This window comes from Herbaspirillum huttiense (assembly GCF_047300815.1).
GTDB classification, from domain to species: domain Bacteria; phylum Pseudomonadota; class Gammaproteobacteria; order Burkholderiales; family Burkholderiaceae_D; genus Herbaspirillum; species Herbaspirillum huttiense_A.
In genome coordinates, this window is record NZ_CP178608.1 from 3644107 (window position 1) to 3658582 (window position 14476).

General features: G+C 64.0%; 16 protein-coding genes. 6 read left to right on the top strand and 10 right to left on the bottom strand.

From position 1 onward, the window contains the following. Window positions 1–17: 17 nt before the first annotated feature. Genes ACLRDN_RS16725 through ACLRDN_RS16735 form a run of 3 tightly spaced genes read right to left on the bottom strand, consistent with a single transcriptional unit; the run spans window position 18 to window position 1877 of the window. Window positions 18–905: a metal ABC transporter permease gene (locus tag ACLRDN_RS16725; RefSeq protein ID WP_310159270.1), complete on the bottom strand. Its 888-nt coding sequence runs from the start codon at window positions 903–905 to the stop codon at window positions 18–20. After that, window positions 902–1744: a zinc ABC transporter ATP-binding protein AztA gene (aztA, locus tag ACLRDN_RS16730; protein ID WP_413457194.1), complete on the bottom strand. Its 843-nt coding sequence runs from the start codon at window positions 1742–1744 to the stop codon at window positions 902–904. The genes ACLRDN_RS16725 and aztA overlap by 4 nt, the downstream gene beginning before the upstream one ends. Window position 1745: 1 nt before the next feature. Beyond that, entirely contained in the window at window positions 1746–1877 is a 132-nt protein-coding gene (locus tag ACLRDN_RS16735) for a hypothetical protein (RefSeq protein ID WP_413457195.1), read from the bottom strand. Between the two features lie 289 nt (window positions 1878–2166). Here ACLRDN_RS16735 and ACLRDN_RS16740 point away from each other — a divergent pair, with 289 nt between their 5' ends. The 6 genes from ACLRDN_RS16740 (at window position 2167) to ACLRDN_RS16765 (ending at window position 6566) form a co-directional block, all read left to right on the top strand. Then, window positions 2167–2760: a DUF2796 domain-containing protein gene (locus ACLRDN_RS16740; RefSeq protein ID WP_413457196.1), complete on the top strand. Its 594-nt coding sequence runs from the start codon at window positions 2167–2169 to the stop codon at window positions 2758–2760. A gap of 119 nt (window positions 2761–2879) precedes the next feature. Continuing rightward, on the top strand, window positions 2880–3614 hold the full coding sequence (locus ACLRDN_RS16745; protein WP_413457197.1) for an ABC transporter ATP-binding protein: 735 nt from the start codon (window positions 2880–2882) through the stop codon (window positions 3612–3614). Continuing rightward, window positions 3611–4879: an ABC transporter permease gene (locus tag ACLRDN_RS16750; RefSeq protein ID WP_413457198.1), complete on the top strand. Its 1269-nt coding sequence runs from the start codon at window positions 3611–3613 to the stop codon at window positions 4877–4879. Before ACLRDN_RS16745 ends, ACLRDN_RS16750 begins: the two co-directional genes overlap by 4 nt. A gap of 15 nt (window positions 4880–4894) precedes the next feature. Next, complete coding sequence (locus tag ACLRDN_RS16755) at window positions 4895–5668, top strand: DUF3299 domain-containing protein (protein ID WP_413457199.1); 774 nt, start codon at window positions 4895–4897, stop codon at window positions 5666–5668. A gap of 287 nt (window positions 5669–5955) precedes the next feature. After that, a complete protein-coding gene (locus tag ACLRDN_RS16760) occupies window positions 5956–6288 on the top strand; it encodes a hypothetical protein (protein ID WP_413457200.1) in 333 nt (110 codons plus the stop codon). Further along, the gene (locus tag ACLRDN_RS16765; RefSeq protein ID WP_413457201.1) at window positions 6285–6566 is read left to right on the top strand and encodes a hypothetical protein; all 282 of its coding nucleotides are present in this window, start codon (window positions 6285–6287) and stop codon (window positions 6564–6566) included. Before ACLRDN_RS16760 ends, ACLRDN_RS16765 begins: the two co-directional genes overlap by 4 nt. Before the next feature lie 629 nt (window positions 6567–7195). Here ACLRDN_RS16765 and ACLRDN_RS16770 read toward each other — a convergent pair. The 7 genes from ACLRDN_RS16770 to ACLRDN_RS16800 form a co-directional block, all read right to left on the bottom strand. Further along, a complete protein-coding gene (locus ACLRDN_RS16770; protein WP_413457202.1) occupies window positions 7196–7864 on the bottom strand; it encodes a DUF2026 family protein in 669 nt (222 codons plus the stop codon). Window positions 7865–8277: 413 nt separating this feature from the next. Then, window positions 8278–8589, bottom strand: coding sequence for a hypothetical protein (locus tag ACLRDN_RS16775; protein ID WP_413457203.1), 312 nt, complete (start codon window positions 8587–8589; stop codon window positions 8278–8280). A gap of 435 nt (window positions 8590–9024) precedes the next feature. Then, window positions 9025–10224: a M20 aminoacylase family protein gene (locus ACLRDN_RS16780; RefSeq protein WP_413457204.1), complete on the bottom strand. Its 1200-nt coding sequence runs from the start codon at window positions 10222–10224 to the stop codon at window positions 9025–9027. Further along, the gene (locus ACLRDN_RS16785) at window positions 10221–11642 is read right to left on the bottom strand and encodes a M20 family metallopeptidase (RefSeq protein WP_413457205.1); all 1422 of its coding nucleotides are present in this window, start codon (window positions 11640–11642) and stop codon (window positions 10221–10223) included. Before ACLRDN_RS16785 ends, ACLRDN_RS16780 begins: the two co-directional genes overlap by 4 nt. 39 nt (window positions 11643–11681) lie before the next feature. Further along, entirely contained in the window at window positions 11682–12527 is an 846-nt protein-coding gene (locus ACLRDN_RS16790) for an ATP-binding cassette domain-containing protein (RefSeq protein WP_413457206.1), read from the bottom strand. Further along, window positions 12524–13528: an ABC transporter ATP-binding protein gene (locus ACLRDN_RS16795; protein WP_413457207.1), complete on the bottom strand. Its 1005-nt coding sequence runs from the start codon at window positions 13526–13528 to the stop codon at window positions 12524–12526. Before ACLRDN_RS16795 ends, ACLRDN_RS16790 begins: the two co-directional genes overlap by 4 nt. 22 nt (window positions 13529–13550) lie before the next feature. Then, window positions 13551–14471, bottom strand: a complete 921-nt coding sequence (locus ACLRDN_RS16800) for an ABC transporter permease (RefSeq protein WP_413457208.1) — start codon at window positions 14469–14471, stop codon at window positions 13551–13553. Window positions 14472–14476 lie beyond the last annotated feature (5 nt).

Genomic DNA, 14476 nt, shown 5'->3' on the forward strand with positions numbered 1-14476 from the left:
CAGGGGAAAGTGAAGCTTCACGCCTGCAGATGCGGTCGCCGCAGCAGGCGCGGCAGCCAGCCGCGGGGCGCGAACAGCAGCGAAGCGGCATACAGCACGCCCGCGCAGACGATGATGACGGGGCCGGACGGCACCGAGGCGTAATACGAGATCAGCAGCCCCGCATACCCGGCCAGCGCCGCCTGCAGAACGCTGTTGCACAGCTGCGCCGGCAAGGTGTCGTGCCACAACCGGGCCGAGACCGCCGGCAGCATCATCAGGCCGACCGCCATCAAGGTGCCCAGGGTCTGGAAGGAGGCCACCAGGTTCATCACCACCAGCATCAGGAATACCTGCTGGTAGATCGCGCCGCCGCTGCGTCCGCCGCCCACGGCCATGTAGGAAGGATCGAAGCTCTCCAGCAGCAGCCCGCGATAGAGCGCGGCGATGCCCAGCACGCTGGCGCTGGCCACACCGGCAATGAGCACCAGGCCCTCGCTGTCCACGCCCAGCACGTTGCCGAAGAGGATGTGCAGCAGATCGAGCTGGGTGCCGTGGCGCGAAATCAGGATCACGCCCAGCGCCAGGGCCACCACGTAGATGGCGGCCAGGCTGGCGTCTTCCTTCAGTTCGGTATGGCGGCTGATCCAGCCGGCCACGGCCACCACCAGCACCCCGGCGGCGAATCCGCCGATGGACAGCGCCGGCAGCGACAGGCCGAAGAAGATGAACCCCACCGCCACGCCCGGCAGCACGGCGTGGCTCAAGGCCTCGCCGAACAGGCTCATGCGGCGCAGGGTCAGCAGTACGCCCAGCGGGGCGCTGCCCAGCGCCAGGGCGAAGGCAGCCACCAAAGCGCGGCGCATGAAGGAAAATTCCAGGAACGGGGCAATGGCCAGCGTTTGCAACGTCGAAAGTACGCTCATGCCTGGCCTCCCGGGCTGGCGGCATGGTGCGCGTGGGGATGCCCATGTGAATGTTCGTGCTCATGCGCATGGTCATGTACGCGCGACAAGGCCAGCACCTCCGCCTCGCTGACCTCGCAGACGCCGGCATGCTCATCGACCGCCTCGGCCATGGCGCGGGCGCGCTGCAGGTTTTCTTCACACATGACCTCGGCCGTCTCGCCCCAGGCCACCACATTGCGCGCCAGCAGCAAGGTCTGCGGGAAGGCGCGGCGGACCTGGTCATGGTCGTGCAGCACCGCAATGACGGTGCGGCGTTCTGCATGCCAGGCCGAGATGATGCGCAGCAGGTCGCCGGTGGTGCGGGCGTCGATGGCATTGAAGGGTTCATCCAGCAGGATCACTTCGGCGTCCTGCAGCAGGATGCGGGCGAACAGCACACGCTGGAACTGGCCGACCGAGAGGCTCGACACCGGGCGGCCGGCAAAACCGTCCAGCCCGACTGCCGCCAGCGCCTGCACCGCACGTTGTCGCATGGCGGCGTCGATGCCGCCCCAGTTGCCCTTGGCCTGCCAGTAACCCAGTTGCACGCAGTCGATCACCGTGATGGGAAAGCTGCGATCGATCTCGGCCTGCTGCGGCAGGTAGGCGATGCGGCGTGCATCGACATGGGTATGCACGCGCCCGTCATTGCAGCGCACCAGCCCCAGCATGGTCTTGAGCAACGTACTCTTGCCGGCCCCGTTGGGACCGACGATGGCGGTGAGCGAACCGCGCGCGAAGGCCCCGTTGACATGGTGCAAGGCCGGATGGCGGCGATAGCTGACGGTGAGGTTGTCCAGCGAGATGGCGGCGTCCATGTCAGCCCTCCCCCAAGGCCCAGTACACGCCCAGCCACAGCAGCAGGACTACGGGCGCAACGGCCAGCACACGCTGCCACCAGGGGCTGGCGAGCACGCCTTGCTTCAACAGGAATCGAGAGAGAAACGACACGGCAGGCAATCTGAAAAGACGCAACACAGGCACCGGACAGCGCGGCCAGCGAGGCTGGCAAGAGCACGCTTGCCCGTTGGCGCAACCGAGTTGCAGAAACAGGAAAAGCAGGCATTATAATGCAACCCTGTTGCAGAATGTAACAACGCTGCAAATCTGCCCGTGGTCCGGGGCACAATGCCGCTCTGAGGGCGGATCTTCTGCCTTGGTTTGCAGTCTGTTTCCTTGCGTTGCCGGTTTGCCGCCCCCTTCAAGTCCCTTTACAACAAGCACAAGAAAGAAGCCGCCCATGTTCCGATCCCGTCCAGCGTTGCGCCTGATTCCTCTCGTCCTGCTCTCCCTGTCCAGCCTGCCTGCGCTGGCCGCCGATGAAGGCCATGACCATCATGGCAACCATCCCGCGCACGTGCACGGCGTGGGCAAACTGGACGTGGCCCTGGAAGGCAACACCCTGACCCTGCACCTGGACAGTCCGCTGATCAACCTGGTCGGCTTCGAACACGCCGCCAGCAGCAGCAAGGACAAGGACACCGTGCGCGCCGCCGTCAAGAACCTGCGCGAGGTCAACCGCATGTTTGCCACCGATGCCGCCGCCCAGTGCAAGCCGGCCGAAGTGCAACTGGAGTCGGCCGTGCTGACACCGGCCCTTTTGGGTGAGAAGACCCCCGCCAGCAGCGAGCCCGCGCCGAGCGACGGCCATGCCGACCTCGATGGCGATTTCACGCTGGTCTGCGCCAGCCCCGGCGCACTCAACACGGTGGATGTGAGCGGCCTGTTTGCGGCTTTCCCGGGCTTCCAGCGCATCGACGTGCAACTGGCTACGCCCAAGAAGCAAGGCGCGGTGCAACTGGTGCCGGGCAGCGCCCTGATCCCCCTGAACTGATGGCCCGAACCGCCGGGGTCAACCGCTCCGGCGGCCAGTCAGGCCAATGACAGACGCAGGCGCTATGATCGCCCGTGCTGCCCTGCTTCTGCGCCCCTGCGCTTTTCCTTCATGTTGTCATGACTCTTCCTGAACGCCCCTCCCCGGCCGCCGCCATCGCCATGCGCGACCTGCGCTTCACCTGGCCCGGCCAGACGCACCCGGCGCTGGCCTTGCCGCATTTCCAGGTCGCTGCGGGTGAACATGTCTTCGTCAGCGGCCCCAGCGGCAGCGGCAAGAGCACCCTGCTGGCCGCCATCGGCGGCATCATCGTGCCGCAGGCTGGCACCGTGGAAGTCCTCGGCCAGCCGCTGCACAGCCTCTCGGCGGCGCGGCGGGACCGCTTCCGGGTGGATCACATCGGCTTCATCTTCCAGCAGTTCAATTTGCTGCCTTACCTGTCGATCCTCGACAACGTGCTGCTGCCCTGCCAGTTCTCGTCCTACCGCAGGGAGCGCGCCGGCCAGCAAGGCACTGATCTCAAGGGCGTGGCGCAATCCCTGCTGGCGGCGCTGGATCTGTCACCGGCCCTGTGGACGCGCCCGGTGACCCAACTTTCCATCGGCCAGCAGCAACGCGTGGCCGCAGCGCGCTCGCTGATCGGCCGTCCGGAAATCATCGTCGCCGACGAACCAACTTCGGCCCTGGACAGCGACCGCCAGCAAGCGTTCCTCAACCTGCTGCAGCGCGAATGTGCGCAGAGCGGCGCGGCGCTGGTTTTCGTCAGCCACGACCAGCGCCTGGCCGAACGCTTCAACCGCCGCATCGCGCTGGAACAGTTGAACCAGGCCGCCCGTCCCGAGGAGGCCGCATGAAGCTGCTCCTGCGACTGGCCGCGCGCAGCGCCTGGAACCGCCGCTTCACGCTGGGCCTGATGCTGCTGGCCATTGCCCTCTCCACCACCATGCTGCTGGGCATCGAACGGGTCCGCCATGAAGTGCGGGCCGGATTCTCGCAATCGGTGTCCGGCACGGATCTGGTGGTCGGAGCGCGGACCAGTCCGATCCAGCTGATGCTGTACGCCATCTTCCGCATCGGCGGCGCTACCAACAACATGGGCTGGGACAGCGCCCAGGCCCTGGCGCGCAATCCGGCGGTGGCCTGGACTATCCCGATCTCGCTGGGCGATTCGCATCGCGGCTTCCCGGTGCTGGCCACCAATGGCGATTACTTCACCCATTTCCGCTATGGCAGCGGCCAGTCGCTCAAGCTGGCCCAGGGCCAGCCCTTTAGCGGTGTCTTCGATGCCGTACTGGGGGCGGACGTGGCCGACAAACTGCACTATCGCCTCGGTGACGTCATCGTGCTGGCCCACGGCATGGGCGGACTCGGACTGACGCAACACGCCGACAAACCCTTCAAGGTGGTCGGCATCCTGGCGCGCACCGGCACCCCGGTGGACCGCACGGTACATATCGGCCTGGACGGCATGCAGGCCATCCATCTCGACTGGGAAGGCGGTGCGCCTTTGCCGGGGGTGCATATCCCGGCCGAATTCGTGAAGAAATTCAACCTGACGCCGACCAGCATCACCGCCGTCCTGGTGGGCCTGAAGAGCCGCGCCCGCGTCTTCGCCGTGCAGCGCGCCATTGCCGATGGCGATGGCTTCAAGGAGCCGTTGATGGCCGTGCTGCCGGGCGTGGCCCTGGACCAGCTGTGGGACGTGGTCGGCATCGGCGAGAACGCCTTGCTGGTGGTCTCGGGCATGGTAGTGGTGGTCGGCCTGGCCGGGTTGGTGGCGGCGATCCTGGCCAGCCTGGGCGAACGGCGGCGCGAGCTGGCCATCCTGCGCTCGGTCGGGGCGCGTCCGATGGATGTGCTGTGGCTGCTGTGCGTGGAAGGATTGGGCGTGATGCTGTGCGGCGTGCTGGCCGGCCTGTTGCTGCTGAGCGCATTGATCTGGGCCTTGGGACCGATGCTGGCCGCGCAATTCGGCATCGCCCTGCAAGCCGCGTGGCCCGCCGCCGGCGAATTACAATTGCTGCTCTGGACCGTGCTGGCCGGGCTGGTCGCCAGCCTCTTGCCAGCCTGGCGCGCGTATCGCCTGAGCCTGTCGGACGGCCTGACCCCAAGAATCTGATCTGGATGCATTGATATGAAGACTCTTTACTGGATAGGTGGCATCGTCGCCGCCGGGCTGCTGGTAGGCAGCGGCGTGCGCCTGCTGGCCCACGGCGATGCCCAGGCGGCCCCGGCGCCAGCCCCTGCGCCTGCTGCCGCAGCCGCGCCCACCGGCGCCCCGCTGGCCGGGGCGGTTCCCGCCGTGACGGCGCGGGCTGACGCCGGCAGCACCGTGCCCGGTGTCACCGCCGCCTCCACCGGCCCCTACAAGGTCGGCGACCAGCTGCAGCAAAGCCCCGCCGTCACCGACAAGCCTTACCAGGCCTCGGGCAAGATGGTGAACGGTTTCCAGGAGATCGCCTGGGAATCCCTGATCCCCAAGGACTGGGACCCGATGGCGCCTTTCAAGGGCCTGAAGCTGGACCAGCTGACCGATGACGATCCACGCGCCGATGCAGCGCTGTGGAAGGCCAAGAAGTACTGGAAGGATGCACCGGTCGATGCGGCCATGGAAGGAAAGGCGGTGCGGCTGCCCGGCTTCGTGGTGTCGCTGGATCGCGAAGGCGAGGCGCTCAAGGAATTCCTGCTGGTGCCCTACTTCGGCGCCTGCATTCACGTGCCGCCGCCGCCGGCCAACCAGATCATTCACGTCAAGAGCGCCAAGGCCGTCAAGAACGTGCGCACCATGGATGCCGTGTGGATCAGCGGCGTGCTCAAGGTGGAACGCTCGGATTCTTCCATGGGCGCCTCCAGCTACAGCATGAAAGCGGTCAGCGTCGAACCCTACAGCGCACCGGACAAGAGCTGAGTCGCTACACGTCGGCTTATCCCCAATTTCACCGCCTCTTCCTACAAGGCCTGCCCCGTGCAGGCCTTATCCACATTTTACGGGGGCAAGCTTGTGGACAAGGCTTTGACAAGCCACCCAAGTCCTTGATTCTTCAGCACTTTTCACTACCGCCTCGGCAGCGCGCAGAAATGGTGCAGTCGGCTTCTGGCCATCCACCGCCATGACTCGTCCCCGCCCCTTAACCGGATATCCACATTTTTTGGGAGCAAGCCTGTGGAGAAGCGCTGGGCAAGTCAGGCAAGGCCTTGATTGCAAAGGACTTTCCTTCGCCGAGACAGCATAAGGCAAAAAACGGGCAGCCAGCCGCACCAAACAGGCGTTGCACACCGCGCAACGATATCCACATTTTCTGGGAGCAAGCTTGTGGAGAAGCACTTGACAAGCCACTCAAGCCATTGATTCCAAACAACTTTTCATTAATGCAACAGCGACTGGCAAAGCACGCCCAATCACGTCCGATCCAAGGTTTTCAGCCGCTCGCCAGCCCGAAATACGGCGTCGCCAGACACTTCCGGCAGGATATCCACACATTTTGGGAGCAAGCCTGTGGACAAGCGCTTGACAAGGTAGCCAAGTGATTGATTCCAAAGGAAAAACAATTCCAGACGCAAAGCCGGGCAGTTTTTTGGCGATACTGCCCGCCCGCCGCAAAGCCGCGCCCAGACTGGCCGAGCGGGGTGATATCCACACTTTTTGGGTGCAAGCCTGTGGAAAAGCCTTGGACAAGCCACTCAAGCCATTGATTGTTAAGCATTTTATGACCAATGACACGATACGGGCAGCGGCCTTGGCTTTGCGGCTCTTGCATGGATATCCACATTTTTTGGGAGCAAGCCTGTGGAAAAGCGCTGGGTAAGCGCATCAAGTCGTTGATTGCAAAGGAAATTCACCACCAGGGCAGCGGATGGGCAATCAGCGTGCAAGACGGGGAGATGAAGAGAGGAGAAAGCGATGGGCAGGCCCCGGTGACGGAGCCTGCCCGGAAGGGAGGGACGCACCCCGCGCCGCGCACCGGCAAGCTTGCGCCTGACGGGAAGGGAGGACCGCGGCTTCCATCACGTGTGCGACCTGCCGGGTTACGACGCCACTGTCCGGCCTGGGCGTGAAGCATGAAGCATGAAGCGAGGAGAAACTGGCTGACCCGGAGAAAAAAGGCCTGCGACGCGCTCGCATCGCAGGCAACAACATCTGCACAGAGTCAGAGGAGACGTATGAAGTCTAGTGGCAGCGTATGACCGCGCCATGACAGTGCACGGGGGATATGAAGGAAAAAGCGGGGTGGCAGCAGCCGAAAGAAAAGCGATACCGAAAATGTCATGAAGCCGTCATAACGACGAACTATAGTGTGAAGCCTAGTGCGGTACATGCAACCGATATGCATGATCGCATGGTGTGTTGGACATCTGTCCAGCACACCCTCCTCTCGGAGGCGTCCGCCTCCATGACATTCCCGGTCTACATTGCTGAAGAAAAACGGCGGACGTCTTACCAGACGCCTTCGATGGCCGTGGCCTGCAGTTTGATGCGCGAGACTTCGCCATCGGCGCCTTGCAGGGCCAGGTCGTCCGGCATCGCCTTGGGCGGCTTGCGGAACCATTCCAGGCAGAGTTGCGAGAGATTGGTCAGCGCCTTCTTGGCCACGAACTGCTGCAGCAGCTCGCGCGTCAGTTCCAGGTTGGAAGCCAGGTAGAAGTCGCCCGGCTTGGCCAGCGCCTGCACGTCCGCGCTCATGCGCTGCAGGTCTTTCTGGAACATCTGGCGCGGCACCGGCAGCGGGTGGCCGGCCGAAACCAGCAGCTCCTGGAACAGCGGTGCCATGAAGTCCAGCGCATAGCCGTCGCACTGTACCCAGGCGTGGAAGGCGTCTTGGTGGCTGGTGACGCTTTGGCCGTCTTCGGCCAGTGAACCAAAGGACAGCGCGCCGCCCCCATCTTCACGAATCAGGTAGAAGGCCGCTCCGGCGACCGGGAAGGCATTGCGCTTGTAGAACTTCTTGAGGATCTGGGCGGCGGTGACGGAAAAGAAGAAACTGGCGGCCGGGATGTCCGCTTCCACGCTGTGCAGCACGGAATGGATGACGCGGAAGATGCGTTGGTAATCGGCCAGGGGAATCAATGGGCGCAGGTTCTGCGCGGAGGAATGTGAGCTTTGCATGGGCGCTATTTTCTCATGGAAAAGAACGGGCAAGCCGCTAGGCCGCTCCACGGGCTTGCCGGACTGCACACTCCCGTTGCGTGACGCGCTTTGGAACAAAAGCGGCTTCACGACTTGCCGTTCCACCCTCAAGACATGTTTACTGCGCAAAACTCTACTGCTACTTCTACGGCTACTTCAACTGCTGCTACGTACTGCAACTACGACTACAAATCAATTGCAAAACGAAACGACATTGGCTCACTGCTGTACTGCGTACTACTTAAGCTCACTGCTCACTGCTACTGCGGATGCTTGCGGTTGTTGCAGGCACTACCCCTAGTGCCACGCAACGGTACTGCCTTTGCTGCTTCACTCCCCCTCACTTCACTTCCCCTGTACTCCCTCGCCCCCAGGCACGTCTCCCCTGGTGTTCAATCCGGCTTCTTCGGCTCCTGCATGAAGCAGGTGCAATCGACATCGTGATACTGTGCGCAGTGCTGCAACGACGGCCGGGTCAGGCCATTGTTGAACAGCGAACGGTCTTCGGCATCCACCTGCACGTAGCGCAAAGCCGAGGCCATGATCTGCTGATCGCGCTGGCCGATGTCATCCAGCGACACTTCCAGGCTGCCCCACTCCTTGTCGGTCTTGACGAAGAGATACATCAGCACGGTGCAGAAGACCAGATAACTGATGAACATCAGGGTGATTTCACCCGGTACGGATTCGGTAACGAAATGCATGGCTGGCTCCAGAAGCAAGATACTTGGTCAAGGTCTTGCGTGCCAGTCACGACCCCACTGTGTTGTCGGGGGTCCGGAGCACAGACCGTGTTTCATTGGTTCCCATGGTAGTAGTCCAACGTGACTGCGAACATCGGGGAATTCCTGATCCCGCAACGCGGCTTGTCAGCTCGACAGCAAGCAACCATCAGGCTTTGCGGCGCATCTAGCTCTTCCATGACCGGTAAAAGTTACGTGAATTTCAAGCCGGCCTGCCGCAGGGAAACAGGCGAAAAAAAACCCGCCAGGCTTGCGCATGGCGGGTTCAGGCTCGAATTGTCCAAGTCCAAGGACGTCTGAGGAGACGCCCTCAATGTACCCGGCCACGCCTCTGCTGAAAACGAAGCATTCGTCATGCGCTTATGCTGTTGACGCATAAGCGGCCCGACGCCCCTTTCAGCCTGCCTTGACGGGCAGCCAGCGCTCCACCAGCCGGGTCCAGAAGGCGGCCCCCACCGGGATGTTGGCATCATTGAAATCGTAGCCGGCGTTGTGCAGCATGGGCTGGCCCTGCCCGTTGCCCACGCGCAAGAAGCAGCCCGGGCGCTGTTGCAGGAAGTAGGCAAAATCCTCGCTGCCGGCGATCGGACCGAAGGGCGCTATCACCTTCTCTGCTCCCACCAGTTCCTCGGCCACGCTGCGCGCGAATTCGGTTTCGGCATCGTTGTTGACCAGCACCGGATAGCCGCGCAGGTACTCGATGTCGGCCCGCGCACCGTAGCTCTCGGCATGCAGCGCCACCAGCGCGCGGATGCGTTCTTCCAGCAAGGCGCGCACCTCGGACTTGAAGGAGCGCACGCTCAACTCCAGCGTGGCGAATTCGGGAATCACGTTGGACGCCTTGCCCGCATGCAGGCTGCCGACCGTGACCACTGCCGTTTCCATCGGATCGACATTGCGCGAGACCACCGTCTGCAAGGCCATCACCAGGCTGGCGGCGGCCACCACCGGATCGACCGACAGGTGCGGACGCGCCGCGTGGCTGCCGCGCCCGGTGAGGCGGATCTTGACGGTATCGCAGGCGGCCATGAAGGGACCGCTGCGGAACATGAAGGTCCCTGCTTCCACGCCCGGATGATTGTGGATGCCGAAGACGGCATCGCAGGGAAAACGTTCGAAGAGCCCATCGGCCAGCATCTTCTGCGCGCCGCTGTCGAAGCCGGCTTCCTCGGCCGGCTGGAAGATCAGGTGCAGCGTGCCATCAAAACGGCGCGTGCGGGCCAGGTGCTTGGCCGCCCCCAGCAGCATGGCGGTATGGCCATCGTGGCCGCAGGCGTGCATGGCACCGGGCTTCACGCTGGCCCAGTCCAGGCCGGTTTCTTCGTGGATGGGCAAGGCATCCATGTCGGCGCGCAGGCCAATGCTGCGGGCACTGCTGCCGGCCTTGAGGGTGGCGACCAGCCCGTTGCCGCCGATGTGGCGGGTGACGGCATAGCCCCACTCTTCCAGGCGCGCGGCGACCAGGGCGGCGGTATCGACTTCCTCGAAAGACAATTCGGGATGCTGGTGCAGATGGCGGCGGATGCCGGTGATTTCGTCATGGATATCGTGCAGGTCGGCGACCTCGCACAGGGCGTGTTCGTGGCGGTGGTTCATTCATTCTCCGTGGGGGATGGGCGGCGCGCCAGCACATCGCGGCCCTGCTCGGCCAGGTCCCAGAACAGGCCCGCCATCAGCTGCAGCGACTCGCGCGACACGCTGGCCAGTATATGCTCGTTGGGCGCATGCTGTGAGCAGGCCGGATAGGAGTGCGGCACCCACAGCGTGGGCAGGCCGAGGGTCTCGGAGAAGACATCATTGGGCAGCGAGCCCCCCAGGTTGGGCAGCAAGGTCGGTGTCTTGCCGGTGCTCTCCTGCAGCGAGGCCAGGCCCCAGCGCACCCATTCATCATCCGGATCGAGCCGCGTTGCCGAAAACTGCACGCCCGAGAGCGTCACCTGCACATCGTCATAGCCGTGTTCATCCAGATGCGCGCGGATGTGTTCGATGAAATGCGCATCATCGCTGCCGACCACGAAGCGGATCTGGCAATGCGCGGTGGCTCGCCCCGGAATGGCATTGACGGGCGCCTCTGGATTGCCGGTCTTGAAGGCCAGCACTTCCAGCGTATTCCAGCCGAAGACGCGCTCGGCGGGCGTGAGGTCGGGCTCGCCCCAATCCGGATCGATCTCGGGATCGGTGGTGCCGCCGCCCAGCTTGACGCTGGCCAGGGCCTTGCGCACGCTGTTGGGCAAGGCATCCGGCAGCAGCGCCGGTACGCGGATGGCACCGCGTTCATCGACCAGGCAGGCGATCGCATTGGCCAGGCGCACGCCGGGATTGCGCAGCAGGCCGCCCCAGTTGCCGGAGTGATGGCCGCCGTCGCGCAGGTGGCAGGTGAGATCAAAGTTGCAGCCACCGCGCGAGCCCAGGAACATGGTCGGCGTCGGGGCATTCACGCGCGGGCCGTCGGAGGCGATGAAGAGATCGGCCTTCAGGCGCTCTGCATACTGGCGGCAAACTTCGTTCAGGCCGGGTGAACCGGTTTCCTCGCCCATCTCCAGGATCAGCTTGACGTTGTAGCCGAGCTTGCCGCCGCGCACCTTCATGACTTCTTCCAGCGCGGCCAGGTTGATGGTGTGCTGGGCCTTGTTGTCGGCGATGCCGCGTCCGTACCAGCGTTCTCCCTCGACCACGATTTCCCACGGTGAGAGGCCGGCGCGCCATTGATTGTCATAGCCGCGTACCACGTCGCCATGACCGTAGGTGAGCAAGGTGAAGGCGGCCCCCTCCTCGATGCGTTCGGCGATCAGGAAAGGACTGCCGCCCGGCAACGGGTTGTCGATCACTTCGCAGTCGAAGCCCAGCGTGACCAGATAGGGCGTGATCTCCTGGTGCAGGTAGTCGTAAAGAATGGGCAGGCTGGCCGCTTCCTGGCTTTCGGTACGGATGGCCACGCGGCGCTTCAGGGTTTCCATGAAACGGCCGTCGTCGAAGTAAGCCTGTACGCCGGCGATGGCTTGTGCTCTGCTCATGCTGCTGCTCCTTGGTTTTTTTCAGTTTGGTTCATGTGTTCAGGCGGCTGCGGCCAGGGCCGGAATGCCCAGGCCCGGATCGGGCGTCAGCGCCGAGGCCAGCAGCATGCGGGTATACGGATGCTGGGGATCGCTGAAGAGTTGTTCACGTGAGGCCAATTCCACGATGCTCCCCTTGTTCATCACGGCCACCCGGTCCACCAGGTGTTCCACCACGCCCAGGTCGTGGCTGATGAAGAGGTAGGTCAGTCCGAACTCAGCCTTCAGGTCCAGCAGCAGGTTCAGGATCTGCGCCTGCACCGACACATCCAGCGCCGAAGTCGGCTCATCGCAGATGAGGATGTCGGGCCGCAGGATCAGTGCCCGCGCAATCGCTACCCGCTGCCGCTGGCCGCCGGAGAGCTGGTTGGGATATTGTGTGTGGGTGCGCTCCGGCATGCCGACCAGATCGAGGATCTGGCGCACCTGGCCATTGCGCTCGGCAGCATTGCCGATGCCATGCAGCTTTAACGGCAGGCCGACGATCTCGCCCACGGTCTTGCGCGGATTGAGCGACGAATACGGATCCTGGAAGATCGGCTGGATGTGCCGCGCATGCGCGCGGCGCTCGGTCGGATCGACCTCCTGGCCGTTGATGAGCACGTTGCCCGAAGTCGGCGCCAGCAGGCCCAGCAGCATCTTGGCCAGGGTGCTCTTGCCGCAGCCGGACTCGCCCACCAGCCCCAGGGTCTCACCGCGATAAAGACGCAGCGACACGTCATCGACCGCCTTCAGTTCCCCCGGTGCCTGGAACAGCCCGCGCTTGAGCGGATACACCTTCGACAAGGCGCACAGCTCCAGCGCGATATCGTCCAACGGTGGCCGTGGTTTCAGCGAAATGTTCATGCTGCCACCTCCATCGCCGATACCGGCACATCGAGCTTGAAACAACGCGCCTCATGTGGTAAGCCAGGGCTGCCCTGCTGCACCATGGGCGGATCCTGTTCGCAGCCGCTGTCGGCCAAAGTACAGCGATTGCGGAAGGCGCAGCCACTGACCTGCCCCACCAGGCTGGGCACCACGCCCGGAATGGCTTGCAGCCTGCTGCCCGGCAAGGTCTTGCCGCGCACGGGGATGCAATTGAGCAAACCACGCGTGTAGGGATGGCGCGGCTGCGCAAAGAGTTGTGCCACGCCGCTGGTCTCCACCACCTGCCCCGCATACATCACGGCCACGCGATCGGCGATGCGCGAGACCACGCCCAGGTCATGGGTGATGAAGATGACGGCAGTCCCGAACTCCTGCTGCAGTTCGCGGATCATGCGCAGGATCTGCGCCTGGATGGTCACGTCCAGTGCGGTGGTAGGTTCGTCAGCGATGATCAGGTCCGGGCTGCACATGAGCGACATGGCGATCATCACGCGCTGGCGCAAACCGCCGGAGAGCTGGTGCGGATACTGGCGCAGGCGGTCTTCGGCGTTGCTGATGCCGGTCCGGTGCAGCAGGTAGAGCGCACGTTCGCGCGCCTCGCCGCGCGTCACGCCCGGCTGCTGCAGCATCGCCTCGCAGAGCTGGTTGCCCAGCGTGTAGGCGGGATTCAGCGACGTCATCGGCTCCTGGAAGATCATCGACATGCGCTTGCCGCGCAACTGCATGCGCTGCCGCTCGCTCATGGTGTTGAGATCGGCGCCATCGAAGAGGATGTGGTCGGCACTGCATTGCGCCTTGCGCGGCAGCAGGCCCATCAAGGCCAGCGAGGTCATGGACTTGCCGCAGCCGGACTCGCCGACCAGGCATAGCATCTCTCCCTTGCGCACCTGGAAATCGATGCCGCGCACGGCATGCAGCATGCCGTTTTCGGTGGGCAGGTCCACCTTCAGGTTTTTCACGTCCAGCAATACGCTCATGGTGTGCTCCTTGCGTGAACCATCAGTTGCGGCCATCGGGCGCGTTGACATCGCGCAGCCCGTCGCCGACCAGGTTGATCGCCAGCACCAGCAGCGCCAGCGCCACTCCCGGAATGACGATCACCCAGGGCTTGAAGAACATGTAGGTCTTGCCTTCGGCCACCATCAGGCCCCAGGACGGCGTGGGCGGCTGCACGCCCAGCCCGAGGAAGGACAGCGTGGCTTCCAGCAGGATGGCGTGGGCCATTTCGAGCGTTGCCACCACGATGAGCGCACCCATGATGTTGGGCAGGATCTCGCGCAGCAGGATGTAGGGGGTCGAGGCGCCGATGGCCTTGGCGGCCGCGATGAATTCGGCATCCCGCAACTGCTGCGTAGCCGAGCGCGTGACCACCGCAAAGCGGTCCCACAGCAACAGCCCCAGCAGCACGATCACCACCTTCAGCGAGCCACCGACCAGCGAGGCCATGGCCAGCGCCACCAGCACCACCGGCATGGCCAGGCGCGTGGTGATGAGATAGCTGATGACGGCATCGGTGCGTCCGCCGAAGTAACCGGCCAGCACGCCCAGGGTGGTGCCGATCAGGCCCGAGATGAGCGCAGCGGCAATGCCGATGGTCAGCGAGACGCGCGCCCCGAAGATCAGCCGCGAGAGATAGTCGCGCCCCAGCTTGTCGGTGCCGAGGATGTGTTCCCAGCTGCCCTGGGCCTGCCACACCGGCGGGATCAGGCGTGCCGTGACGTCTTGTTCGAAGGGATCATGCGGCGCCAGCAGCGGTGCGAAGATGGCCGCCAGCACGATGATGACCAGGAACAGCGCGCCCAGCACCAGGCCGCGATGGCCCAGCAGGCGGCGCAGCTTGCGACGCCATGCCGGCAGCGGTGGCAAGGCCGCACTCAAGACGGCAGGGGCAGGCAAAGTGGATGATGAGGTAACGCTCATATCGT